The following is a 25,068-nucleotide window of genomic DNA, read 5'->3' on the forward strand; positions in this document are numbered from 1 at the left end:
TTAGGTCCCCATCTTATGGCTCGGATCGAACAGATGCGGTGGCAGATGGATGCCGCGCGCGATCAGATGCTCGATGAATTTCGGGCGGATGCCGGTCGCCTCGAAATGGCCGATGACCTTACCGTCGTCGCCCATGCCGGTGCGCTTGTAGCGGAAGATTTCCTGCATCAGCACGGTTTCGCCCTCCATGCCGGTGACTTCGCTGATCGACATCACGCGGCGCGAGCCGTCGCTCAGCCGGGCAAGCTGGAGGACGACGTGAATTGCCGCCGCGATCTGGCTGCGCGCGGATTTCGGGCTGATGTCGATCCCGCTCATGCCGATCATCTGCTCGATGCGGCTGAGTGCGTCGCGCGGCGTGTTGGCGTGGACCGTCGTCATCGACCCGTCGTGCCCGGTGTTCATCGCCTGGAGCATGTCGAAGGCCTCACCGGCGCGGATCTCGCCGAGGACGATGCGGTCGGGCCGCATCCGCAGCGCGTTCTTGACCAGTTCGCGCTGGTTGATCTCGCCGCGCCCCTCGATGTTTGCCGGCCGGGTTTCGAGGCGGACGACGTGGCGTTGCTGGAGCTGGAGCTCGGCCGAATCCTCGATCGTCAGGATGCGTTCGGTGCCGTCGATCGCTGCCGACAGTGCATTGAGCATCGTCGTCTTGCCCGATCCGGTCCCGCCCGAGATGATGACGTTGCGCCGGGCCTCGACGACGCCGAGCAGCACGTCGGCCGCCTCCTGCGGCAGCGCGCCATAGCCGACGAGCTTCGACATATCGATCGGCGTCTTCGAGAATTTTCGGATCGAGAGCAAAGGCCCGTCGACCGCGAGCGGCGGGATGATCGCATTCAACCGGCTGCCGTCGGCCAGTCGCGCGTCGACCATCGGCGAGCTCTCGTCGACCCGGCGTCCGACCGCTCCGACGATCTTCTGGATGATCCGGAGCAGGTGGCGGTCGTCCTTGAAGCGCGTCTTGACCTCTTCGATGCGGCCCCTCCGCTCGACGAAGACGACATTGCAGGTGTTGACCATGATGTCGGTGATCGTCGGGTCCTTGAGCAACGGCTCGAGCGGCCCGAGGCCCAGCAGCTCGTCGAGGATATCCTCGATCAGTTCGCCGCGTTCGGCGAGGTTTAGCGCATGGTTCTGCTCGACGAGCATGTCCTGGACGATGTCGCTGACCTCGACCGCGATCTGCTCGCGGCTCATCGTGTCGAGCGCCGACAGGTTGATCCGCTCGATCAGCCGCTGGTGAAGGTCGACCTTGAGATCGGTCCGCCGCTCGCGTTGCGGCGCGACGATGGCGGAAGCCGCGGCTTTGGCCGGCACGCTCGCTGGCGCCGCCGGGCGTGGCTGGACGACGAGCGGGGGCACGAGCGACGATTTGCGGGTCGGCCATATCATGCTGCAAGCACCGTGGTCAGGCCCGTGATCAGGCCGATGAGGTCCGCTTCAAGCGGCGAGCGGCTCCGGATGCTGCCGATCGGCCGCCCCTGGTCGATCGCGCTCGTCATCGTCGCGAAATCGTTGGCGATCGTGTAGTCGACCCGCCGCCGCAGGACGCGCTCGCTGTCGCCCATGTCGATGGTGCGGAACAGCGTCTTGGGAACGCGATTGAGCACGATCTTGAGCGGTGCCGAGACGCCGTTGGCCTCGATCAGATCGAGCTGCCGCCGCGCCTGGCGCAGTCCCGGCACGCTCAGGTTGGTGACGAGGCACGCCGCATCGGAATGCGCCAGCGCCGCGAGCGACCACGGCGTCCACGCCGCGGGCAGGTCGACGAGCACGACCTCGAACGTCTGCGCCGCGAGGGTCAGGATCTGTGCGACGATTGCCGGGGTCAATGACTCCAGCGGGGCGATGTCGCGCGGTGCCGCGATGATCGTCAGGCCCGAGCTATGCTGCGCGGTGATCGTCGCGAACAGCGTATGATCGAGCCGGTCGCGCGCCTCGATCAAGTCGAGCATGCCAAGTTGCGGCTGCATATCGAGGTATAGCGCAACCGCCCCGAATTGCAGGTCGAAGTCGATCAGGCAGGTCGTCTGGCGGACGCTCCACAGGCAGCCGATCTGGGTTGCTATCGCGGTCGCCCCAGCGCCTCCAACCGCGCGGAGGAAACTGACGATCCGGCCCTTTGCCGCCGCCTGCGGGCGCGTGGAAAGCGTCCGCCGCGCGGCGTCGAGTGCCTCGTGGAGGTCGCGGACATCGAGCGGGAGCGCCACCGCATCGACCGCACCCGCCCGCATCAGCGACCGCACGGCCGACGCGTCGAGGGCACGGGCCGCGGCGATCACCGGACGCGGCTGCTCGGAGACGACGCGGGCGAAGGTCTCGATTTCGCCCGGCCGATCGAGCCTCACCTCGACGATGACGACGTCGGCCTGACGCATGAACGGCAGCGCCGGGTCGAGTTCGCTGAGCGGAACGAGGTGAAGATGAAGATTGGCCGACGCGAGCGCGACTGCCGGAATTGGCGACGTCGTCGCGGGATCGACCACGACGGCGACACGCAACGTCCGCAGCCGGTCGCTGGCCGCTTCGGGCATGCCAATGGGCAGCGCGCTCATCTGAGTGCTGCCCGGCTATCCACCGGACGCTCCGACCGTCGAGGTCGTCGCACGAGCCGGAGCCTTGACCTTATCGCCTTCCAATCGCCGGATTGCGCCGACGGCGAGAACGCCGTTCCCGCCTTCGATTGCCGGGCCGCGAGGGCCGGGCGGGACGATCATCGCCTCTAGATTGGCGCGCGTCGCGTCGCCGAGATGCGGATCGGCATTGAATGCCGCGAGCGGCGTCGACAGGAAGCTGGCGGCGGCGATGATCAGGATCATGGCTTGACCTCATGGGGCGCCTGGCGGGCGCCAAGCAGGAATTGGCTGGCTTCGTCGGGTGCGCGGAATTGTTCGGTCGGCAGATGGAGCGCCTCGGGCTTCACCGGGTGAACAAGGTGCGGGGTTACGGTGATGACGAGTTCGGTTTCGCTGCGGTCGAAGCGTGTCGAGCGGAACAGCGCGCCAATGATCGGTAGGCTACCGAGCAGCGGAACCTGCCGGATCGTATCGGCGAAATCGGCACCGATCAGCCCGGCGATTGCGAAGCTTTCGCCGTCACGCAGTTCGAGCGTGGTCTTCGCCCGCCGGGTGCGCAGCCCCGGGATGACGATGCTGTTGAGCGTGATCGACGCCGCGGGATCGATCGCGCTGACTTCGGGCGCGACGACGAGGTTGATCATGCCGTCGGCGAGCACCGTGGGGGTGAAGCCTAGGCTGACGCCAAACTCTTTGAAAGCAACGGTGATGGTCGCGATCGCTCCGGCGGTTGCAGGCGACGATGCGATTGGCACGGGAAACTCGCCGCCTGCGAGGAACGATGCGGTTTCTCCTGAAAGCGCGACGAGGTTGGGTTGTGCGAGGGTGGTAACCAGGCCCTTCTGCTCGAGCGCATCGAGGGCAACGTTGATGTTGACCGCGCCTATGCCGAAGCTACCGCCAATCGTCGCCGTCGAATCGGTGCTCGTGCTGCCGGTCTGCGAGGAGAAGTTGCCGCTGTTCGAGAGCGCCAATGTGCGAATACCGAGCGAGCGCGCCGTGCTCCGCTGCATTTCCGAGAAACGGACTTCGAGAAGGACTTGCTGCGGTGCGCCAAGGGCGAGGAAGTTGATCGCCTTCCCCGGCGCGAAAACTTCGGCGAGATGCATAGCGCGCTCGGCGACGACGGCGTTCGATACGGTCCCTTCCAGCAGGAGTGAATCGCTGGTCGGACGAACGCCGATCTTTTCACCCGGCAGCAACGCCGCGAGCTGCGTCCGCAGTCCCGCCGCATCCGGGCCGACAGCGAGATCGATCACCGCAACGAGTGTATGACTGCGGTCGTAGACGGTGAGGTTGGTAGTCCCGATTTTCTTGCCCAGGACATACAGCGTGTCGCCATTCATCGGCAGGATGTCGGCGACCGCCGGGTCGCCGATGAGCACCTGAGCGAACGGGCGGCCAATTCGGAGCAGCTGGCTCTTGCCCTGGACGACGGCCAACTGCTGACCCGCCAGCCCAGCAAGGCTGGCGACCTGTGCCGTCGCCGACGCCGGTCTAATCGAGGCGAATACGGCGGCAACAATTAGCGCGAGACACCCCGCTTTATGCTGGCGCCGCGCGGACGCGAGCAGGCTCCGTCGGGCCGGTGAACATGTAACCGGCATTATTGGCTCCGCGCGATCTGGTAGGTGGCACGGTCGACGCCGCGCACGATTTCGATGCTTGTCCTTGCGGTAGCGACAGGTTCGCGGCGGCTCACGCGGACAATCCGGCGCGGAGCATGGTCGGCTGACGAGGTTGCGGGGCTTGCACGCAGATCGCTGACATGGACCGTCGTGATCGGCCCGGAGGCGGCGTTTGCCGGATTGCGCAGGACGAGGCTGACAGTGCCGACGGTCTGGGCGAGTGCGAGCTTTTGCGATTGGACCGGACTGATTTCGATCGTCACGGTCTGTGCAACCTCGGGCTTGTCCTTGGCCTCGTTGGCGTCCTGGTTGACCGCGATCACCCGCACATTCTCGAACAGGACGTCGTTGAACGGCGTGTTGCTTTGCGTCGCTGCCTGGGTGATGAGAACGTCGACGCGCGCTCCGGGCAGGATAAAGCCGCCGGTGCCGGTGACGTCGGTGACGCGCACCGTGGCAGCACGCATGCCATCGGCGATCCTGGGAGCGATGCCGGGGCGCGCAGTGCCGCCGGTCATCCGGCCGGCAAGCAATGGCTCGCCAGCGACCATCGGCAGCATTAACCCGCGGTCTGCAGGGATTGCGGCGAGCGACCGGAAACTACCGGCAGGAACACTGTCGGCAGGCCAGTCGATCAGCTTGAGCTTGGTTTTGTCGATCGCAGCCGCGGGCGGGAGGTCACTCGAGGCGACAACCACCGGGGTAGAACGGGGAGCAATCGCGGCTGTCGCGACGCCGGAACTACCCCCCGTTCCGATGTGGGTACGCATGAGCAGGACAGCAAGAAGACCGAGAACGATCGCGCCAATAAGCATGAAAAGCGACCGTTGCGGCACTACTGGCAATTCCTGTGGTTAAGCAACAGTAAGCAACTACGCACTACATCCATCACCTGCCCTTGCGACAGGGTAGGGCGATGGTCTTCGACAGCCCAAGCGCAGTTTCGACCTGTGCGCGCGGACCGAAGTCTGTCGATTACGTCGGAGTGTTGGTCGTGATGACGTTCGACGTGCCGTTCATGGCCCCGGAGATCGACCCCCTGAGGGCAATCGCGGCAACGACGATGCCGCCGCCGATGACCGCAAGTATCAGCGCATATTCCGCGGCTGATGCGCCGGACTTGCTGACTCGTACCCGCTTCAAAAGTTTCATCATACTATTACGCCCCTCTACTGACGCTGTTTCCAGCGCATACTGTAATCCCTCGTTGAAACGACGAGAGTCTGCCCGACGAGCCTCTTTCGATATTGATGAAAGAGGGTTGGTTCGACTGCATGCACGTAGCGGGAGATGCCACGTCCAATTCTCATGATCCGTGTCAGGTGGGCGTATTGGTCGAGATCAGAGTGGCGGTCTTGTTCATGGAGCCCGAGATCGAACCCTTCAGGGCGATAGCGGCGACCACGATACCGCCACCGATGACCGCCAGGATCAAAGCATATTCGGCTGCCGATGCACCGGACTTGCTGACACGGACCCGCTTCAGGAGCTTCATCATAATGTACGCCTCGCTACAGCACACTGTTTGGCAGCGTGTTACAATGCCCGCACCGGAATTGGTGCAAGCGACGCGGGTCGGCGAGAATCCTATGCTGCAGGCCAGTCGATTGAAAGCGTTCTGTTCTGCAACACCGAGGATCGTGAGAATTCCCTGTTACCCACTGCCAACTCGGCTGAAAGCGATAGAGGCCGCAACAGTTTTTTTATTGCTACAAATTAACCAGATTAAATAGTTAATGCGCGTTCCTCAATTTCTACCAAGGAGAAGCGACCAATGCGGATCAGTTTGCCAGCGATGGTGTTAACTAAAAAATCGTCACATCGGTATCAGTTCATTGAGGAAATGACTGATGCGACTGGAATATACCGATCGTTCACCGGCCTAATGATCGCTTCGTTATCGCGAATCACCATGCATAGTTTGTATGATTTCGTACAAAGCATACGGTACTTAAGACAGTGATGCGAGGCATAACTGTATAGTAACAAATTGCCGATACGCCTGCAGCAGGAGTTGTATGCGTTTTGTCGAGTTTTTGGCCGGGCTGTTTGCCCAGCGCCGGGGTGCTGTTAGCCTACTGGCCGCGCTAACGCTGCCCTGCCTCATCGGTACCGCAGGTCTTGTCGTCGAATATGGGCACGGTGTCCTCGAGAAGGTCGAGAACCAGCGCGTTGCAGACCTGAGTGCTTATGCCGGTGCCGTCGCCTATAATGCGGCGACGTCGGCCTCGACCGCGACGACCGCGATGACCAGTGCGGCGCAGGCGGTCGCGGTTCTCAACGGCATTCCTGCGGCAAAGGTGACGGCTGCGATCGTGCCGTCACCGACGGGCGCCGCGAACACCAATGCGGTTCGAGTGACGGTCACGACGAGCGTGCCCTTGATCTTCGCGCGGCTGGTCGGATCGTCGGCGACGCTCGCGGTGCCGGCACAGGCGTATGCCGAACTTCGCCCGTCGGTCGGCTCGTGCATCCTCGCGCTGTCGCCGAGCGCGGGCGGTGTTTCGCTGACCGGCGGGACGAAGGTGACCGCGACAGGGTGCGTTATCGCGTCGGATGCCGCGGTTTCGGTGCCGTGCGGAACCGGGATCAAGAGCGCCGGGGTCAGCTACAATACGACGTTGACCCAGGGCTGTCCGGGTGGTGTTCTCGGCCCCGACGGCACTGCGGCGACGGTGGTGATTGCCAAGAAGAGCACGCCCGATCCGCTTGCCAGTAATGCCGATATCGCGGCGGCGCGAGGACGGCTGACGACGGCCGGGGCGCTGGTGGCACCGGCTAGTCCGGCCGCACCGGTTGTTGCCACGCCAACGGGAACGTTCAAGGACATCGACCTTGCTTATAACCCCTCGTCGACCCAGACGCAGGCGATCGCGCTGGGCTGTACCGCGAGCCAGTCGGGGTCGACATGGACGCTGACGTGTCCGTCGGGACCGCATAATTTCAACGCCTTCACCGTTGGCGGCGGGCTATCGGTGGCCTTCGCCGGATCGGCGGGGACGACGTATAATTTCGCCCAGCCGGTGACCACGGGGGCGTCGATGAACTTCGGCCCGGGCACCTTCACCTTCATGCAGGGGCTGACGATCGGCTATGGCGGGGCGAGCTTCGGCAGCGGGACGCTCAACGTCATCGGGACGCTGGCGACAACGGCGGCGGTGACGGGTGCCCAGTCGACGATCGCGGTGACTGGTGACTTCACCGTCAGCACCAGCATCACGTTGAACGCGCTAACCTCGCTCAAGGTCGGGGGGCTGCTCAACGTCGGCACCTATGGGACGATGACCTTCGGCAGCAGCTCGGCACCACTGAGCGCGACGCTCACCGGGGGCCTTCAGACCGCGGGCAGCGCAGTCGTCACCTTTGCCGCCGGGTCGTTCAGCATAGGGCGGATGACAGCGGCGAACGACGGCGCGCAATATAGTTTCTACAGCGGTGCGGCTTCGACGATCTTCGGTGGACCGAGCAGTTTCGCGCTCAACTCGGGGCTCGACGTCAAAGGCGGGTCGACCCTGATCCTCGGCAATGCCGGGACCGACAACAGCTTCCGGATCGGGCCGTCGTACGTCGGTTCAGGCCCGGTCTACAGCAATGCCATCCTCGTCGGCGGCGGCTCGACCTTCAAGATGGGCGATGCCACGGGCACGAACAGCGTGTTCGAGATTGGCGGCAGCTTCAACATCGCCAGCGGCGGCGGGAGCTGCACCGTCGTCTCCGCGGCGGCGCAGCACGACATCAAGGGCAGCCTGCTGACCGCCGGTGCAACGGTCCTCGGCGCAGGGGTGTATACCGTCTACGGCTCGGTCGGGATCGGCGCGAACGGCGGCGGCGACGTCACCTGCAACGGCGCGACGACCGGGCTGCTCGCCAACAATGTCAGCCTCATCGTCGGCGGGAACGGCGCGGCACTAACGGGGACCTGTGCCGGCCAATCCTTTTGTGTCGCGGCGGGTTATGCCAACGTCATCCTGTCGGCCCCGACTACCGGGGCAACCGCCAAGATGGCGATCATCGGCCCGGCTTCGCTGACCGGAGGCGCCTTTTTTACCGAGGGATCGAGCGGCACGACGCTGAGCGGACTGGTCTATTTCCCGGTCGGCAGCGTCCGCCTCGACGGCGCGGCGAGCGTCGGCAACGCCACCGGGCAGTGCCTGCAGCTGATCGGCAAGGAAGTGCTGCTCAACGGCGGCTCGACGCTGGCGTCGACCTGCATTGCGGGGAACTCGAGCGGCAGCGGCTCGGTGGTGCTCGTCCAGTGAGACGGCGCTCCGTCCTTGGCGATCGGCGCGGGGCCAGCGCGGTCGAATTCGCGATCATTGCGCCGGTGTTCGCCCTGCTGTTTGCCGGGACGCTCGACATCGGCGCGGTCCTGCTCAAGCGGTTCCAGCTCGACAACACGCTGTCGGCGGCGGCCAATTATGCGCTGGTCAGCCAGGCGAACGTCTCGAGCGCCAAGGGCGCGGCGCTGGCGACCGCGCTGGCCAGCATCGTCTCGGGATCGGGCACGACGCACTATGCCGATGCGGCGGTGGTGGTGAACGACGGCCCGAGCCAGAAGGTCGTGCTCGGCGTCGCGCTGGCTCCGTCCGGCTCCGCGAGCAACGCCGACCAATGCTATTGCCCGACAGCGACGCCAACGCTCGTCTGGGGCTCGCCTGTCACCTGCGGTAACGCCTGTCCGAGCGGTCTGCGCGCCGGTAAGTTCGTCCAGATCCAGGCGTCGCGGGCGCACACGCCGCTGTTCTCGGGCTATGGCATCGTCAAGAGCGGGACGGTTAGCGTCAGCACGCTGGTGCAGACCGGATGACGCGAATGTCGTCGCCTGCTGCTGCGGCCCGTCGATCGCGCGGTGTCCGGTCGGGGTCGAGTGCGGTCGAGTTCGCGCTCGTTCTGGTGCCGCTGATGATGCTGCTCTTCGGCGGGATCGAGTTCGGGCGGCTGCTATGGACGCGCAATGCGATGCAGCAGACTGCCGTCGCCACCGCGCGGTGCCTCGGGGTTCACCAGAGCCAATGTGCAACCGGCGGCGTTCCCAACGTGACCAAGGCCGTGACTTTTGCCCAGACCAACGCGCTCGGCTTGAGCGTCGCGATCCCGGCGGCGGGCGTTGCCGTGACTGCGAGCGGGTCCTGCGGCGGCCAGACCGGCTTCGCCCTTGTCACGCTGACTTTGACGTTTCGCACAGCCGTGCCGAAGTTATTGACATCGCTCGGTGCGAACCCGGTCCTGGTAACAAATGCATGCTTTCCGAACCAGACGTGAGAAGGTAAGGCTGAACCGGAATGGCGTCTTTTGAGCCGCGCCGTGATTGCGATTGAGCTGCTAATTGAAGATGGCGACCCTCATTGCGGGTTGAAAGGTCACACGAAGTTCACGGTATTGAACGTTGATTCGCACGTGCAGCTTTATGCTCGCGCGCTGCTTCCCCTCCCCTTGGAGGGGCGAGAGACGTCGCGCTTGCGACGGCCCGGGGGTGGCGAGTTCTCGGAGGGATAGTTTGCGGCGACTGCCCCACCACCGACCCCTTCCCGAAAGGGGAGGGGAGCAGGAAAGGCAGCGCAGTTGGGTCACTCGTCCCGACCAACAATGAGAAAGAGCGCGTTGCCGAACCAACGCGGCTCGACTCGAAGCTCCAATCATATCGCTTTGACGCCCCTGTAGGACAGCAGTGTTTGCACCGGCCGCTGCTGCAAGAACCGCTGCCTCGCGTGCCCGGGCATCGAGCGCCTATTTATACAACGAGCATCATCCTCGCGAAGGCGGGGACCCATCACCACGGACAGTTGGGGTGATGGGTCCCCGCCTTCGCGGGAATGACGATAACGGCAAACAATACTGCTTTAGCGCCGCATCCCCGCCAGCGTCGCGATCGTCCGGTCGACTTCTTCGGCGGTCGAATAATGCGCCAGTCCGAGGCGGACGAGGCCGCCGCTCTGCGCCAGACCGAGACGCGCGATGACTTCGACTGCGTAGAAATCGCCCGACCAGCCGCAGATGCCCTCGGCGGCGAGGTGGGCGGCGATCGCGTCGGGCTCGATGCCGTCGATGGTGAAGGCAAAGGTCGGGACGCGCCCGGCCATCGTCGGCGGACCGTACAGCCGAAGGCCTTCGATCGTCGCGAGGCCGGCGAGGAAGCGCTCGCCGAGGCTGGCCTCGTACGCCGCGATTGCCGCCATCGCCGCGCGGAGGCGCGACCGCCGGTCGTTGCTGCGGTCGCCGATCTCGCCGCCGAGCCAGTCGAGATAGTCGATCGTTCCCGCAACCGCCGCCTGACCCTCGAACGACGGCGTCCCGGTCTCGAAGCGCGACGCCGCGGGGAGCGATTTCGCCGGGCGGACCTTGTATGCCGCGATCGTCTCGAGCAGCGCGGCGCGGCCCCACAGCACGCCCTGGTGCGGGCCGAAAAACTTGTACGGCGAGCAGACGAGCAGGTCGGCGCCGAGTGCGGCGACGTCGGTCGCGACGTGCGGGACGAGCTGGACCGCGTCGACGAAGATCAGCGCCGCCGAATGTGCGCGGACGATGCGGACGATCTCGGCGATGTCGTTGAGCGTTCCCAAGGCGTTGCTCGCGCCGCCGACCGCGACAAGGCGGGTCCTCTCCCCGAGCAAGCCGGGGAGCGCGGCGAGGTCGAGGACTCCTGTCGCGGGGTCGAAGTCGATCCAGCGCACCGTCATCCCGCAATCGTCGGCGACGCGCAGCCACGGCGAGACGTTGGCGTCGTGGTCGAGGCGGGTGACGACCAGCTCGTCGCCAGCCTGCCAGTCTTGCGCCAGCGCCCGCGAAACCGCGAAGGTCAGCGACGTCATGTTCGGCCCGAAGGCGATCTCGTCCGGATCGGCACCGATCAGGTCGGCCATCGCCGCGTGTGCTGCCGCGCTCGTCCGGTCGGTGTCGACCGAACTGGCGAAGCTGCCCCCGGAGTTGGCGGTCCCCCGTTCGAGGTGCGCGACCATCGCCGCGATTGCGGGGGCGCAGACCTGGGTGCCCCCGGGAGCGTCGAAATAGACGCGGGAGCGCCCTTGGTCGGTCGCGGCGAGCGCGGGGAAGCGGGCGCGGACGGCGTCGATCGGGAAGCTCATCGGGCACGCCTTGCGGTGACGACGGTGTCGATCTCGTCGGTGCGGGGGTTGACAAAGTCGAGCCGGACGCGACCGGCAATTGTCGTCACCGCCGCCGGGACCGACGAATTGGTCAGCAGCCAGCCCGCGGGGAGGACGATCGCATTCGCCGGGCGGCCGAAGCTGCGGTGCCAGACGAGTTCGTCGCCGCTCAGCCCGTAGCGGTCGGGATCGGTGTACGTCTCGGCAATGCGCAGGCGGCGGCTGGTGCCGGGCTCGACCGCGGGGAAGCGGAAGACGACCGCCGTCGTGTCGGGCGTGACGTCGGACGCGTCGGGTTCGAGCGCGGTGATCGCGGCGCCCTTGATATATTCCGGGGGCATCGTCGCGCCGGTGTCGAGGTCGCGCGCCGACGGGTTGCTCGCGGTGCTGCCGGTGCGGACGATGTTGACGTAGGCCGCAACCCCCGGTTTTGTCTCGGTATAATCGTGGGTCAGGTCGAAGCTGTGGGTCTCGGGCTGGCGCAGGTAATAGACGATCTCGCGGCTCTGCGCGGCGCGGTCGTCGAGTTTCGCGGCAAGGCTCGATGGTCCGGCGGGGACCGCACCGGGGGTGGCGCGAAGGATGAGCGGGGCCTGGCTGGGGGAGGTGTTGACGAACGATATCGCGATCCGCCCGTCGGGCTGCTGGAGGACCTGCGACGGGACGTTGCACGCCGCGAGCCGGTAGCCGGCGGGGAGGACGACGGTGTTGCGCTTGATCCCGAGCGGGCGGTCGAAGACGATCGCATCGCCGTCGCGGTGATAGCTCTTGGCGTCCTCGTAGGTCTTGTCGATCAGGATGCGTCCGCCGCCGCCGCCATCGGGGACCGGATGGGCGAGGGTGACCGCGATGTAGCGGCTCCCCGGCGTGGCATCGGCGACGCCCCCGGCTTTCGCGACCGCGCCGTCGACCTCGTTGAAGATCAATGGCTTGCCGGTCGCGCGGTCTGTGACGTGCTCGTCGCTGGCGATACTGCCGGGGCGGACCGGGTTGTAGTAGGCGGTCGCTCCCGGGGTCGTCGCGGTGATCTCGTAGACGATGCGGAATTTGTGGCTGTCGGGAGCGAGGAGCTCGTAGCGGGTGTACGCTCCGCCCTCGGTCTGCGGTGCGGGAGCGGCGGCGGCGGTCGCGAGGACCGTGGCGGCGGCGAGGGCGAGTCGGGACAATGCTGCGGTCATCCGCATTTCATGCAACACGGTGAAGCCGACCGCTACCGGCAATCGTTGCCGTCCGCACGAGCACCCGCACACGACCGCACCCAGCCCGCAAAGGACCGCTATGAAGCCGAACTGGCCGATCGTCGCTCTGGCCGTTGGCGCGTTCGGCATCGGCACGACCGAGTTCGCGCCGATGGGGATGCTGCCGGTTATCGCGGCGGGGCTGTCGGTGTCGGTGCCGAAGGCGGGGCTGCTCGTCACCGGCTATGCGCTCGGCGTCGTCGCGGGCGCGCCGCTGCTGACGCTGCCGACCGGCAGGGTCGACCGCAAGACGCTGTTGATCGGGCTGATGGCGTTGTTCGCACTCGGCAATGCGCTGTCGGCGATCGCTCCCGGATATGCGAGCCTGCTCGCGGCGCGGGTCGTCACCTCGCTGTGCCACGGCGCGTATTTCGGGGTCGGGTCGATCGTCGCGGCGAAGATCGCAGGCAAGGGCAAGGCGGCGGGCGCGATCGCGGCGATGTTCGCCGGGCTGACGATCGCCAACATCGGCGGCGTACCGCTCGCGGCGTGGGTCGGCGAGACGATCGGCTGGCGGACCGCCTTCGCCGGGATTGCGGGACTTGGGGTGATCGCGATCGCGGCGCTGGCGGTCGCGCTGCCGTCGCTGCCCGCCGACGCCGAGACCGATATCGGCGCCGAGCTCCGTGTTGCGGCGCGATGGCCGGTGGTGCTGGCGTTGCTGACGACGGCGTTCGGGTCGGCGGCGATGTTCACCGTCTTCACCTATATCGTCCCGATCCTGCGCGACGTGACCCACGTCTCGCCGACGCTGGTGACGGTGGCGCTCGTCGTCTACGGCGTCGGGCTGACGCTCGGCAACTGGCTCGGCGGACGCTTCGCCGACCGCGCGCTGACGCCGACGCTGATCGTCGTGCTCGTCGCGCTCGCGGTGCTGCTGCTGGTGTTTGCGGGGACGATGCACGCGACGATCCCGGCGCTGGCGACGATCTTCGCGTGGGGAGTCGCGACCTTCGCGCTGGTGCCGCCGCTCCAGTCGCGGGTGATGGCGGTGGCGCACGATGCGCCGAACCTCGCGTCGTCGCTCAACATCGGCGCGTTCAACCTCGGCAACGCGGCCGGAGCGGCGCTCGGGGGCGGGGTCATCGCGCTCGGGCTGGCGTACGAATGGGTCGCGGTCGCGGGGGCGGCGATGGCGGGGATCGCGTTGCTCCTCGTCCTCGCGGCGCGGCGGTAAAGACCTCGACCTCGCCGGTGAAGCGTTCGAGATGTCCAGCGGTCAGCCGAAAGCCATCGGCGGCGTCGGCGATGTAGCCGCCGACCTGCGAGCGGTGCGCCCGCGCGGCCCAGCGCTTCGCCGCGATAGGACCGTACGCGCGCTGGCCTCTCGCATCGACCCGTGACCACACCGCATAACTGAACAGCGCGACGCCGCTCCCTCGCGTGGCGGCGACGTTCAGCCGCCAACCCGCCTGATGGTCGGGGTGATGATCGCGCGGCGAGGCGGCGACGACGACCCCGGCGCCGAGTGCGGTCAGCACTCGGCGAAGCGCGAGGACATGGCCTTCGGTCGCGACATTGCCGTCATGCCACCCCATGAAGCGCACCGCCGCGCTGCCCGCCCCGACCCGCGCCATTGCCCGCCGCAACTCCGCCCGGCGCAACCGGCCGAGGACCGCGGGTGGCCAGCGCCGCGACCCCGGATGCGACGCCTGCCCGTCGGTCAGCGCGATCACCGCGACGCGGACGCGCGCGCGCACGGCGGCTGCGATCAGCAGCCCGCAGCCGAGCGTTTCGTCGTCGGGATGCGGCGCGACGACCACGAGCCGACGCCGCCCGGTGGCGCGGATAATCGCCGCAGCATCGAGCGGGAACACGCGCGGGGGCCAACGGTTCGTCACGCATGCGCAATGCTCCCGCCCTCGCCGATGTTCCGTTCGTGTCCGACGCGCTCGACCCGGCGCTCGAGGCGGAGATTTTCGCGCGAGCGACGGCGGTCGACGAGGCGGCGGCGTTCCCCGGGGGCGACATTGCGGCGCTCGCGGCGGCGGGGCTGCTCGCCGCCCCGCTCCCCGTGTCGGTCGGTGGCGGCGGGGTCGGGCTGACGGGGCCTGTCGCCGAATTGCGGACGCTGCTCAGCGGAGTCGGGCGCGCCAGCCTGACGGTCGGGCGGCTGTTCGAGGGGCACGTCAATGCCGCCAAGCTCGTCGACCGCTACGGCGGACCGAGCGCGGTCATCGCCTCCGAAGCCGCCGCCGGGCGCATCTCGGGCGTATGGAACGCCGAGCGCGGCCCCGGCCTTCGTGCCGCGAAGGTCGATGGCGGCTGGCGGCTCGACGGGCGCAAGATCCATTGCTCGGGCGCGGGATCGATCCGGCGCCCGCTCGTCACCGCGCGCGATAAGGACGACGCGGTCCGGCTGTTTCTGCCCGACCTGACGAGCCCCGGCGTCAACATCGACCTGACCGTCTGGCGCGCAGCGGGGATGCGCGGGACTGCTACCGGGACAGTCGACTTCGCCGGGGTGTTCGTTCCCGACGCGGCTGCGGTCGGGGGACCGGGCGATTACTACCGCTCGCCCCTGTTCTCGGGCGGGGCATGGCGCGTCCTCGCGGTCCAGCTCGGCGGGGTCGAGCGGGTGATGCTGCTTCATGCCGCGCGTCTCAACGCAAGCGGGCGCGGCAACGACCCGGTCTTTCGCGCCCGCTTCGCCCGCGCCGCTGGGAGCGCCGAGACTGCCCGGCTGCTCGTCGCCGAGGCGAGCATGCGCGCCGAAGCGAGCGGCGACCCGGCGGCGATCGATGCGTACGTCGACCTCGCCCGCGCGACCTTCGAGGACCTCGCGCTCGGCTGCATCGACGCGGCGCGACGCAACGTCGGGTTGAGTACCTTCATCGCCCCCGACCCGCTCGACCGCGTGCTGCGCGACCTCGAAACCTACCTCCGCCAGCCGTTCATCGACAGCTCGCGCGATCACGCGGCGGCGTGGCTCCTCGCCCATGAAGGACGCATCTGATGGCGAAGTCGTTGGAAGCAGGCTATTTCGACAAGCTCTACGCGCACGATCCCGATCCGTGGAAGTTTACTACGAGCGCGTATGAGGACGCCAAATACTCAGCGACCCTCGCCGCATTGCCGCGTGAACGCTACGCCAGCGCGGTCGAGATCGGCTGCTCGATCGGGGTTTTGACCGAGCGGCTTGCGGCACGCTGCGACCATCTCCTTGGGCTCGACGTCGCGCAGGCGGCGCTCGATGCGGCGGCGAAGCGCTGCGCCGCGCTGCCCCACGTCGAGTTCGCACTATCCGGCCGTCCCGCGACCCCGCCGACGGGGACGTTCGACCTGATCATGCTGTCGGAGATCATCTATTACTTCGATCGCGATGGTGTCGCGGCGATGGCGCGGGCGGTGGCCGGAATGGCGCGCCCTGGGGCCGATGTCATGCTGATCCACTGGCTCGGGCCGACCCCGGATTATCCGCTCGATGGAGAGACGGCGGTGACGGCATTTCTGGATGCGGCGACAGCGGGTGCGCGTGGAGCGACAATGGTCGCGCAAGATCGAACGCCGGAGTATCGCCTCGACGTGCTGCGCTTTCCAGCCGGCTGATCAGCCGTTCGGCGAGCGCGACTTCGGCAGCGAGATCCGCCGGCGCTAGTCGCTGCCGCGCGAGGCCCGATACCGTCGCCTCGATATCCTGCCACTGCGCGCCGAAACCGGGCGCATTCTGTCGCTCGAACAGCTGGCGGAGCGTGGCGCGCCACTTCAGCCGCTGGATAAGCACCTCGGTCGATTCGAGTACGGCGTCGCACAATGCGGTATCGTCGGCGGCATAGGTCCGCAGCAGGTCGGCGAAACCTCCCGGCGCGCGCCCGTGGAGCCGCGCCGAGGTGTACACCACCGGCGCATGGCTGTGGCGCAGGCGCAGGTCGTGTGCCTCGATCGCCGCCGCCATCGCCCGGTCCTCGGCAAGAGCGACGATCGGCAGCCCGCCAATCTGCCGGTACGCCGCCAATGTCAGCGCGAGGCTCGCACCCCACGCCCAGACATGGTTCGGCCACGGATCGTGCGGGCGCGGGTCGATCAGACTGGCGAGCCGCGCGTGGTGGTCGGCGAGCCGCCATTCGAGCGCGCGCAACGGCAGCGGCGGCAGCGCCGCCTGCGTCGCCTCGTCGAACGCGACGACCCCGGCGACCGCATCGGCGCCCGTCAGTTCGGCGAGGTTGGCGGCGATCCAGCCAGGGTCGACGACCGAATCCGCGTCGGTGGTCATCAGCACTCCATCGGGCGGGAGGAGAGCGGCGGCCCAGTCGAGCGCGGTGCGGCGGGCCCCGCCAGCGTGCGCGCGATCGGCCGGAAGCTCGACCTCGGCAACGACGACGGTCATGGCCAGCGCGCGAAACTGCCGGGCGATCTGCGCGGTCTTGTCGCGGCTGTTGTTAACCAGAACGACGGTGAAAACCGGACCCGAGGCTGTCGTCGCGGCGAGGTCGAGCGCGCCGAGACAAGCCCCGATCGACTCCGCCTCGTTATGCGCCGGGACCGCAATCGCCACCGCGCGGGGAGGGGCGGGGGGCAGGTCCGGGGTGGCGGGGAGGGTGCGCGACATCCACATGGTCCGCGTTAACGATGCGTTCCAGTTACAGTTGCAGTACGTTTCCGCTCCGATTGAACTTCGGACGTGTGGCTTAGGGCAGGGCCGAAAGACGACGCGATGGCGTCGGCCCGGGGATGGGGCGGCCACGGGCGGGTCGCTCGCGGCGGCTTCCCCGCCCCCGGCCGCTCCCCTAAAGGGAGGGGAGGCCGTCGGTCCCCGTGAGGGACATTGGCCCTTTGGGGAGATACCGATGAACCGAGTCCTCGCGCATACCGGCGCGCGTTATCCGATCGTCCAGGCGCCGATGGGGTGGATCGCGCGGTCGCAGCTCGCGAGCGCGGTGTGCAACGCGGGCGGGCTCGGCATCATCGAGACGTCGTCGGGCGAGACCGAGAACTGCAAGGCCGAGATCCTCAAGATGCGCGACCTGACGACCGCGCCGTTCGGGGTCAATTTGCCGATCCTGTTCCTCAAGGACGACGCGATGGTCCGCTTCATCTGTGACAGCGGCGTGAAGTTCGTTACCACCTCGGCGGGGTCGCCGGCGAAATTCATCGGCCCGCTCAAGGCGGCGGGGATCGTCGTCTATCATGCGGTGCCGACGCTCGACGCCGCATTGAAATGCGTCGCCGCTGGGATCGACGGGCTTGTCGTCGAGGGGGCCGAGGGCGGCGGCTTCAAGAACCCCGAGGAAGTGTCGACGCTCGTCCTGCTCCAGGCGATCCGGCGCGCGGTCGACGTGCCCTTGATCGCGGCAGGCGGCATCATGGACGGGGCCGGGATGGCGGCGGCGTTCGCGCTCGGCGCCGAGGCGGTGCAGATGGGCACACGCTTCGTCAGCGCCGCCGAAAGCCCGGTCCACGCCAACTACAAGGCGGCGATCGTCGCGGCGAAGGAGACCGGCACCCACGTCCTCAACAAGCGCGCGTCGCCATGCATCCGCGCGCTCAAGACCGCTCGAACCGCGGCGATGGCCGAGACCGGGCTGATGCCGCCCGACACCTTTGCGCGCATCCGCGACCTGTATTTCGGCGGCGACATGGAAGCGTCGGTCGGGCTCGCCGGGCAGACTGCGGGGCTGATCGACAGCGTCGAGCCGGTCAAGGCGATTATCGACGACACGATAGCAGGGTTTTTCGCGGCGACTGCGCGACTGGGGCAGTACGCAAGCGCACGCAACTTTGGGTAATTCTGCCACAGTTAACGACAGTTATATTCTGTCATCGAGGACGCATCGAAACGTAACAAAGCTGTCACGGAGCGCTCCTAACTCGCGCTGCACGACGATCGGCAGCGACCGCCGGCGGCTAAAGGGACGGCAACATGACGATCAGAACCGGGTTGCGCGCGGGCGCCGCGATGGGCGTATTGCTGATCGCGACGATGGCGCAGGCGGCGGACGTTGCAGCGGCAGTGCCAGCCGACAGCGCCGCCGACGCGACGGGTATCCGCAACACCGACGATATCGTCGTCACCGCGACGCGGGTCAACAAGGAGACGCCGATCACGTCGTCGGTGTTCACCTTCGAGCCGCAGTCGATCATCAGCCGCGCGGTCATCGACAAGGCGGTCTCGCCGACCGCCGACTTTTCCGACGTCATCCTGCTGACGCCGGGCGCGTCGGGGACGAGCAACGGCAACGGTCCTGGTCTGAGCGAGTCGAAGACCGTGCTGCGCGGCTTCAAGGACGGCCAGTTCAACATCACCTACGACGGCGTCCCGTTCGGCGATTCGAACGACCCGACGCACCACTCGACCGCCTATTTCCCGAGCGGGACCTACGAGCGGATCATCGTCGACCGCGGCCCGGGTTCGGCGACCGACCTCGGCCAAGCGAGCTATGGCGGCAACATCCACATCATCTCGCGCGAGGTCACCGACACCCGGCTGATCGAGGCGGAAGGCGTCTACGGCAGCTACAACACCTTCCTCGGCCGCGGCACGATCCAGACCGGTGCGAGCGAGAAGCTCGGTGGCCTCAAGGCGGTAGTCGTCGGCGAATATAAGGCGACCAACGGCGCGCTTACGGGCTCGGGCGCGTGGTTCGTCAACGGCTTCGGCAAGCTCGAGAAGCCGCTGGGATCATGGGGCAAGATCAGTGTCCTCGGCAGCTACAACCAGGATTTCTACCGCCAGTCGGACAATAATGGCTCGGGCTGCTTCAACGGTCCGAATGCGAGCAAGCTGACGACCCCGGCACCGGGCGAAGTCTCGCAGGCGACGTGCGATCCCGCCTCGCAGATCGGCCAGTTCGGCAAGAGCTTTGCGCTGATCGACAATTCGAAGCTTGGCGGCACGCATTATTCACCGGCCAACCAGGACTGGAACTGGACGCACAAGGCGACCGACTTCGAGATCGTCCGCTTTCAGGGCAAGATCACCGACAAGCTGACCTTCGACAACAAGGCCTATACGTATTTCTACAAGAACTTTACGTTTTCGGCCGAGAACACCTCGACCTACTGCCTGACCGCGACGACGACGACGTGCACCGTCGCCGCTCCGACCAACGTCGTCGGCCAGACAACGACGCTGAACGCCGCCGGGGTTGCGGTGAAGAACATCGGCAACATCGCCGGCTATACCAAGGTCAACCAGTACCGGACCTCGGGCGATATCGCGCAGATCAACTACGAGACGTCGTTCGGGACCGCCAAGGTCGGCGCGTGGTACGAGCATTCGGTCTCGCACCGCTATCGCTACGACTACGACATCACGCAGGCGTTTGCCGCGGGGGCGTTCACCCCGTCGGGTGACTTCGACTTCGCCGCGATGTCGAAGTTCTACAATTTGCGCCAGACCGACAAGGCGGCGAACGTCCAGCTCAACGGCCAGCCGGTCCCGCTTTATATCAACTACGACGAGCACACGAGCTGGGACCAGATCCAGGGCTTTGGCGAGTTCGCGTTCAAACTGCTCGACGACCGGCTGACGATCACGCCCGGCGTCAAGGTCCAGGACTTCACGCGCCACATCGACACGCCGATCGCGGCCCAGTCCTCGCGCGTCGGCATCGTCGCCCAGACGTCGTACAAGCCGACCCTGCCGTATGCGTCGATCAACTTCCTGATCCAGCCGAACTTCTCGGTTTACGGCCAGTTCGCCAAGGGCTTCCTCGTCCCCTCGCTGAGCAACAGCCTCGAGCTGGCGACCCCGACTGCCAGCGGCACGATCGGCGGCGCGCTGCTCCAGCCGACCAAGACGACCAATTATCAGGCGGGCACGGTCTATGCCGGCAACCAGCTCAACGTCGACTTCGACATTTATTACATCAAGTCGAGCAACTCGACCTTCGTCGATCCGTCGTCGGGCATCGCCACCCAAAGCGCGAGCAGCGCGACGTACAAGGGCATCGAAGGGCAGGTCAGCTATGCCGTTGCCCGCGGCCTGACCGCGATCGCCAACGGCTCGCTCAATACGTCGAAGGCCGACGTCACCAACCTGTGGCTCGCGCAGGCGCCGAACTACACCGCGCTGCTCGGGGCAATCTACTCCCACGACCGGATCAGCGTCAGCTATCTCCACAAGTTCATCGGTCACCAGTACGCCGACACCAACCAGCTGGTGCGGATCAGCGCGTACAGCAACGGCATCGCGGCGCTGGGCTACACGGTCGGCAACTTCACTTTCGGCATCACGGCGTATAATCTGTTCGACGATCGCTCGACGACGAGCATCGGCACGCCGACGAATGCCGGGCAGGCGCTGTACTTCTTCCAGCCCGGGCGCAGCTACGAAGCACAGGCGCGCGTTCGCTTCTGACAATTACGCGGGATGGAATAGTTATGCGTCGCCTGATCGCGCTCCTCGCCGTGTTGGCCGCCGCCCCCGTGACCGCGGCCCCCGACGCCGCCTATGTCGTGATGGGTGACGGCGGGGCGATCGCGCGGGTGGTGACGGCCGACGCGACGTGTCCGGTACTGCGGGTCGACGGGCGCGATGTCGCGATGACAATGCGCTTCGCCGCCGCGACGGTGCCGCAGCGCCCGACCGCGTCGACGCCCGAGAATGCGAAGCCCTCGGCGTTCCCGGTGACGGTGTGCGAGGCGAGGCTGCCCGTCGGAGCAAAGCGCGCCGCCGTCGACGGCGTCCGCCTGCCGGTGCCGAAGCGCGACGTCCGCCGCATCGTCGTCATCGGCGACACCGGCTGCCGGTTGAAGGCGTCGGACAAGGCGTACCAGCCGTGCAACGACCCGGCACAGTACCCCTTCGCCCGGATCGCCGCGTCCGCCGCAAAGTGGAAGCCCGACTTGATCGTCCATGTCGGCGACTATCAGTATCGCGAGAATCCGTGCCCCGTGTCTGAAAGCGGCTGCACCGGCAGCCCGTGGGGCTATGGTTGGGACACATGGCGCGCCGACTTCTTCGGCCCCGCCGCAGCGCTCCTCGCCGCCGCCCCGATCGCGCCCGCCCGCGGTAATCACGAGACGTGCAACCGCGCAGGGCAGGGCTGGTGGCGCTTCCTCGACGGGCGACCGCGTGCGGCGGGGCGCGACTGCGACGATCCGGCGAACGACCAGGCTGGCGACTGGAGCGAGCCCTATGCTGTGCCGCTCGGCCACGGCGCGCAACTCGTCATGCTCGACCTCGCGGCGGCAAACGGCAAGGCGCTCGCGCCCGACGACTGGCGGCGGCCCGCGTTCGAAGCGAGCTACCAGTCGCTCGCGGCACTGGCGGCGCGCGCGCATTACACCTTCGCGGTCGACCACCACCCGATCCTCGGCTTCGCCGCGACCGCCAAATCGGGCGTCGCGACGCTCAGCCCCGGCAATCCGTCGATCCAGTCGGTGTTCGGCACGCACGGCCCGCGCCAGCTTCCGCCCGGCGTCGCGGTGCTGCTGTCGGGGCATTATCATGCGTGGGAGCAGGTCAGCTTCTCGACCGACCAGCCGAGCCAGTTCATCACCGGCTTCTCGGGCACGCTCGAGGACATCGTGCCGCTCCCCGCGACTTTGCCGCCCGGAGTCGAGCCTGCGCCGGGGGCGACGCCCGCGCGCTTCTCGTCGTGGATCGATGGCTTCGGCTATATGACGCTGGAACGCACCGGCGCGGAGACGTGGCGCGCGCTCGTCCACGGCGTCGACGGTCGGGTGGTCAACCGCTGCACGATCACCGGGCAGCACTCGACGTGCGACCGCGCGCAGGTCCCGACCGCTACCGCGGGCTAGCGCCGCCTCAGACCAGCCCCAGCTCGCTCGCCGCCGCGCCGGGGAACACACTCCCCAAGCGGTCGCTACGCAGCCCGTACATCCGCGCGAACAGCCCGCCCATCAGCGCGCGGTAATCGGTCAGCACCGGCAGGTCGCGGGCCTGGTTCAGGCTTGCCTCGGTCAGCGCGACCTGCGGCCCAGCGATGCGCCCGCCCTTCACGCCGCCGCCCATCACCCAATAGCTGCTGCCGTGGCCGTGGTCGGTGCCTTTGTCGCCGTTCTCGTGGAACGTGCGGCCGAATTCGGAGACGACGACGACGACGGTGTTCGACCACGCCGCCGGTCCGATCTCCTCGACGAAGCCCGCGAGCCCGGTGCCGAGTTCGGTCAGGCGGCCCGCGAGATAGCCGGTCGCGCCGCCCTGGTTGACGTGGGTGTCCCACCCGCCGACGTCGACGAAGCCAAGGTTGAAGTCGGTCGCCATCAGCCGCCCCATCCGCCGCGCCGACAGCTCGAAGCCCTTCGGGCTGACCGCGCCACGATTGGCCGCGACCTCCTGACCGGCGAGGCTCTGATACACCTCGTTCCGGATGGTGAAGCCCTGGCTGACCGATTTGCCCATCGGGTCGGCCGCGTACATCGCCGAGATCAGCTTCGCTTGGCGATCGTCGATGCCGGGCTTGCCGACGCCGCCGAGCGCGATGTTGGGGATCGGGGTGTCGCCGCGGAAGCTGAGCGGCACCTGATCGGTGAAGGCGATCGGGGAGGGCGCGGCCGTTCCCGCCGACAGCGTCGCCGCAAGCCGCGCCATGAACCCCGAGGCGTAGTTGCGGCTCGCGCCGATCGGCTGGCCGAGTTCGATCGTGTCCTGCGTCTCGAAGTGGCTCCGCGTCATATCGTCGGTCCCGGCGAAGGGGACGAAGGCGATCTGCCGCTTCGCCCACAACGGGTAGAGCGAGTCCTTGAGCGCCGGGTGGAGCCCCCAGTTCGCGTCGAGCGGGAGCGCCGCGAGCGGGTTCGCCGGATCGGGCCGGGCGATGCCGATCGTCGGCCGCGACCGGGTGTAGAAGTCGCCGAGCGGGATCGTGACGTTGGCGGCGTCGTACGCCCCGCGCAGGAAGACGACGAGCAACCGCGTGCCACCCGCAGCGGGCGCGGCGAACAGCTTGCCGGAGAAGGCGAGCGGGAGCCCGGCAGCGGCGAACTTGAGGAGCGAACGGCGGTCCATGATGGCCTCCTAGCGGCGCATGAAGCGGGGGGACGACAGGAAGAGCGTATTGAACTCGGCGGGTGATTTGGCCTGCGCCAGCGCGGCAGTCGTCGCGGCGTCGGGGGCGGGGAACAAGGTGGCGACCGCATCGCGGATGTTCGGAACGGGAACCGGGGGTTGCGGCGTCGGGGGTACGCCCGGTACCGGCGGCGGCGGGGGCGGCGCGCCCTCTGGCTTGAACAGCGCGGGTGCTCCGCCGCCGATCTGGCGTGCAATCTCGAAACGCACCGACATCTGCCCGGGGCCGTTCCACGCCGCCGCATCGGGCGGATAGCCGTCGGGGGTCTGGTGGTTGTACAGCCCCTCGGCAAGCCGGTTGAGCCAGCCCTCGATCGGCTGGGTGTTGACGACGATCCGGTCGTCGTACGCGAGCCGCACCGCCGACAGGACGTAATGTGCCGGGTCCTTGAACTTCGTACCGAGCGACGCCTTGAACTCGGGTGAACCGATCATCATCGCCATCACCGGCGCGATCTCGCCGTGGGTCCGCACGAAGGTCGCCGCCATCCGGTCGACGAGGCGCGGCGGCGGGGCGTCACCGACGAACTGGCGGGCGAGCGCCATCGAGACATGGTGCGCGGTCGCGGGCTGCGCGCTGAGAATATCGAGCGCCTCCTCGACCTCGGCGAACCCGCGCCCGGCGATATGGTGGCCGAGGAAGTCCTTGTCGCCGTAATCGTGGCGGTTCGGATTGAACTCGAACAGCCCCTGCCGAACCAGGTCGCCTGCGTGCTGCGGGCCGATCTTCGGATCATCGGGCTTGGCATCGATGCCTACCCCGGTGAGGATGCGCGCGAGCTCCTGGACGTCCTTCTGGCTATACCCCGACCCGACCCCCATCGTGTGGAGCTCCATGATCTCGCGGGCATAATTCTCGTTGATGTGGCCGTTGGCGTTCTGCGCATTGTCGAGATAGCTGAGCATCGCCGGATGGCGCACCGTCGCTTCGAGCAGGTCGCGGAAGCGCCCGAGCGCGTGCGGCCGGATCGCGGCCTGCTCATAGTCGCCGATCATCAGCCGGATGTTGTTCTTCCCCAGGTGGACGTTGAAGTGGTTGAACCAGAACGAAGTCATCACCTCCTGCAGCTGGTCGGGGGAGTAAAGCGCGAGCAGGATCGACCGCGTCGCTGCCTGATGCCCCGCCGCGCCGAGCGCATCGTTATAAACCTTCTTTGCCGCCGCCTTCGCATCGGGATCGGCCATCGCGTTCGCGACGCGGTTGAGGTCCTCGGCCTGACGGACAGCGTTGGCCATCGGCGTCTTGGTCACTGGCAGCGCCGCGATCCGCGCAGCGACTTCGGCGGGCAGCGCCGTCGTCCGCGCCGGGTGGAGCTGATGATCGAGCCAGCGCGCGGTGCCGTCATGCGCGATCGCCTCGGCGTCGCTCGCATCCGTGCCCCACGTCAACCGGTCGAGCAGCGCCGCCTGCGACGGTGTCATGCGCGCGGGAGCCGCCGCGACGGGAGCGGCGGTCGCAAGCAGCACCGCCAGCATCGTCCAAGGTAAAAGCAAGTGGTCGCGCATCGCCACATCTCCATCGAATGGCTGCATTGCGCTACTGGC

21 protein-coding genes and 1 pseudogene are annotated in these 25,068 nt (G+C 67.2%); 9 read left to right on the forward strand and 13 right to left on the reverse strand.

Annotation, left to right across the window (positions count from 1 at the left end):
* The 7 genes from KTC28_RS09935 to KTC28_RS09965 form a co-directional block, all read right to left on the reverse strand.
* Entirely contained in the window at positions 1 to 1,395 is a 1,395-nt protein-coding gene (locus KTC28_RS09935; RefSeq protein WP_216708756.1) for a TadA family conjugal transfer-associated ATPase, read from the reverse strand.
* Positions 1,392 to 2,558, reverse strand: coding sequence for a CpaE/TadZ family protein (locus KTC28_RS09940; RefSeq protein WP_216708757.1), 1,167 nt, complete (start codon positions 2,556 to 2,558; stop codon positions 1,392 to 1,394). Before KTC28_RS09940 ends, KTC28_RS09935 begins: the two co-directional genes overlap by 4 nt.
* 15 nt (positions 2,559 to 2,573) lie before the next feature.
* Positions 2,574 to 2,822 carry a hypothetical protein gene (locus KTC28_RS09945; protein ID WP_216708758.1) on the reverse strand — a complete coding sequence of 83 codons (249 nt, stop codon included), beginning with the start codon at positions 2,820 to 2,822 and terminating at the stop codon, positions 2,574 to 2,576.
* Positions 2,819 to 4,186, reverse strand: a complete 1,368-nt coding sequence (locus KTC28_RS09950; protein ID WP_216708759.1) for a type II and III secretion system protein family protein — start codon at positions 4,184 to 4,186, stop codon at positions 2,819 to 2,821. The genes KTC28_RS09945 and KTC28_RS09950 overlap by 4 nt, the downstream gene beginning before the upstream one ends.
* Positions 4,186 to 5,022, reverse strand: coding sequence for a Flp pilus assembly protein CpaB (gene cpaB / locus KTC28_RS09955; RefSeq protein ID WP_216708760.1), 837 nt, complete (start codon positions 5,020 to 5,022; stop codon positions 4,186 to 4,188). The genes KTC28_RS09950 and cpaB overlap by 1 nt, the downstream gene beginning before the upstream one ends.
* 160 nt (positions 5,023 to 5,182) lie before the next feature.
* Complete coding sequence (locus KTC28_RS09960; protein ID WP_370647543.1) at positions 5,183 to 5,362, reverse strand: Flp family type IVb pilin; 180 nt, start codon at positions 5,360 to 5,362, stop codon at positions 5,183 to 5,185.
* Positions 5,363 to 5,525: 163 nt separating this feature from the next.
* Positions 5,526 to 5,705: a Flp family type IVb pilin gene (locus KTC28_RS09965; protein ID WP_370647544.1), complete on the reverse strand. Its 180-nt coding sequence runs from the start codon at positions 5,703 to 5,705 to the stop codon at positions 5,526 to 5,528.
* A gap of 520 nt (positions 5,706 to 6,225) precedes the next feature.
* Here KTC28_RS09965 and KTC28_RS09970 point away from each other — a divergent pair.
* From KTC28_RS09970 to KTC28_RS09980, 3 genes are read left to right on the forward strand one after another with little or no spacing between them, the layout of a single operon-like run.
* Positions 6,226 to 8,466: a pilus assembly protein TadG-related protein gene (locus tag KTC28_RS09970; RefSeq protein WP_216708761.1), complete on the forward strand. Its 2,241-nt coding sequence runs from the start codon at positions 6,226 to 6,228 to the stop codon at positions 8,464 to 8,466.
* Entirely contained in the window at positions 8,463 to 9,014 is a 552-nt protein-coding gene (locus KTC28_RS09975) for a TadE/TadG family type IV pilus assembly protein (RefSeq protein ID WP_216708762.1), read from the forward strand. Before KTC28_RS09970 ends, KTC28_RS09975 begins: the two co-directional genes overlap by 4 nt.
* A complete protein-coding gene (locus tag KTC28_RS09980; protein WP_216708763.1) occupies positions 9,011 to 9,469 on the forward strand; it encodes a TadE/TadG family type IV pilus assembly protein in 459 nt (152 codons plus the stop codon). Before KTC28_RS09975 ends, KTC28_RS09980 begins: the two co-directional genes overlap by 4 nt.
* Positions 9,470 to 10,047: 578 nt before the next feature.
* On the opposite strand, the gene KTC28_RS09985 is transcribed toward KTC28_RS09980, so the two are convergent.
* Positions 10,048 to 11,289, reverse strand: coding sequence for a cysteine desulfurase-like protein (locus KTC28_RS09985; RefSeq protein ID WP_216708764.1), 1,242 nt, complete (start codon positions 11,287 to 11,289; stop codon positions 10,048 to 10,050).
* Positions 11,286 to 12,488, reverse strand: coding sequence for a hypothetical protein (locus tag KTC28_RS09990; protein ID WP_216708765.1), 1,203 nt, complete (start codon positions 12,486 to 12,488; stop codon positions 11,286 to 11,288). Before KTC28_RS09990 ends, KTC28_RS09985 begins: the two co-directional genes overlap by 4 nt.
* A gap of 100 nt (positions 12,489 to 12,588) precedes the next feature.
* Here KTC28_RS09990 and KTC28_RS09995 point away from each other — a divergent pair, with 100 nt between their 5' ends.
* Positions 12,589 to 13,725, forward strand: a complete 1,137-nt coding sequence (locus tag KTC28_RS09995; RefSeq protein WP_216708766.1) for an MFS transporter — start codon at positions 12,589 to 12,591, stop codon at positions 13,723 to 13,725.
* Here the strand turns inward: KTC28_RS09995 and KTC28_RS10000 are convergent.
* Entirely contained in the window at positions 13,631 to 14,389 is a 759-nt protein-coding gene (locus KTC28_RS10000; protein ID WP_216708767.1) for a PIG-L deacetylase family protein, read from the reverse strand. The two genes, KTC28_RS09995 and KTC28_RS10000, sit on opposite strands and share 95 nt — an antisense overlap.
* A gap of 2 nt (positions 14,390 to 14,391) precedes the next feature.
* Between KTC28_RS10000 and KTC28_RS10005 the strand changes: the two genes are divergently transcribed.
* Positions 14,392 to 15,504 carry an acyl-CoA dehydrogenase family protein gene (locus tag KTC28_RS10005; protein ID WP_216708768.1) on the forward strand — a complete coding sequence of 371 codons (1,113 nt, stop codon included), beginning with the start codon at positions 14,392 to 14,394 and terminating at the stop codon, positions 15,502 to 15,504.
* A complete protein-coding gene (locus KTC28_RS22760) occupies positions 15,504 to 16,097 on the forward strand; it encodes an SAM-dependent methyltransferase (RefSeq protein ID WP_255601900.1) in 594 nt (197 codons plus the stop codon). Before KTC28_RS10005 ends, KTC28_RS22760 begins: the two co-directional genes overlap by 1 nt.
* Before the next feature lie 631 nt (positions 16,098 to 16,728).
* On the opposite strand, the pseudogene KTC28_RS22765 reads toward KTC28_RS22760, so the two are convergent.
* Positions 16,729 to 17,103: pseudogene (locus KTC28_RS22765) on the reverse strand (glycosyltransferase family 2 protein); the annotation flags it as partial.
* A gap of 232 nt (positions 17,104 to 17,335) precedes the next feature.
* On the opposite strand from KTC28_RS22765, the gene KTC28_RS10015 reads away from it, so the two are divergent.
* The 3 genes from KTC28_RS10015 (at position 17,336) to KTC28_RS10025 (ending at position 22,253) form a co-directional block, all read left to right on the forward strand.
* The gene (locus KTC28_RS10015; RefSeq protein WP_216708770.1) at positions 17,336 to 18,274 is read left to right on the forward strand and encodes an NAD(P)H-dependent flavin oxidoreductase; all 939 of its coding nucleotides are present in this window, start codon (positions 17,336 to 17,338) and stop codon (positions 18,272 to 18,274) included.
* 134 nt (positions 18,275 to 18,408) lie between these two features.
* Positions 18,409 to 20,847, forward strand: a complete 2,439-nt coding sequence (locus tag KTC28_RS10020; RefSeq protein ID WP_216708771.1) for a TonB-dependent receptor — start codon at positions 18,409 to 18,411, stop codon at positions 20,845 to 20,847.
* Between the two features lie 23 nt (positions 20,848 to 20,870).
* Positions 20,871 to 22,253, forward strand: coding sequence for a metallophosphoesterase (locus tag KTC28_RS10025; RefSeq protein ID WP_216708772.1), 1,383 nt, complete (start codon positions 20,871 to 20,873; stop codon positions 22,251 to 22,253).
* A gap of 7 nt (positions 22,254 to 22,260) precedes the next feature.
* Here KTC28_RS10025 and KTC28_RS10030 read toward each other — a convergent pair whose 3' ends face one another.
* Both KTC28_RS10030 and KTC28_RS10035 read right to left on the reverse strand, forming a co-directional pair.
* On the reverse strand, positions 22,261 to 23,463 hold the full coding sequence (locus KTC28_RS10030; protein ID WP_216708773.1) for a DUF1501 domain-containing protein: 1,203 nt from the start codon (positions 23,461 to 23,463) through the stop codon (positions 22,261 to 22,263).
* 9 nt (positions 23,464 to 23,472) lie between these two features.
* The gene (locus KTC28_RS10035) at positions 23,473 to 25,029 is read right to left on the reverse strand and encodes a DUF1800 domain-containing protein (RefSeq protein ID WP_216708774.1); all 1,557 of its coding nucleotides are present in this window, start codon (positions 25,027 to 25,029) and stop codon (positions 23,473 to 23,475) included.
* Between the last annotated feature and the right edge of the window lie 39 nt (positions 25,030 to 25,068).

Source organism: Polymorphobacter megasporae (assembly GCF_018982885.2).
Lineage (GTDB): Bacteria > Pseudomonadota > Alphaproteobacteria > Sphingomonadales > Sphingomonadaceae > Polymorphobacter_B > Polymorphobacter_B megasporae.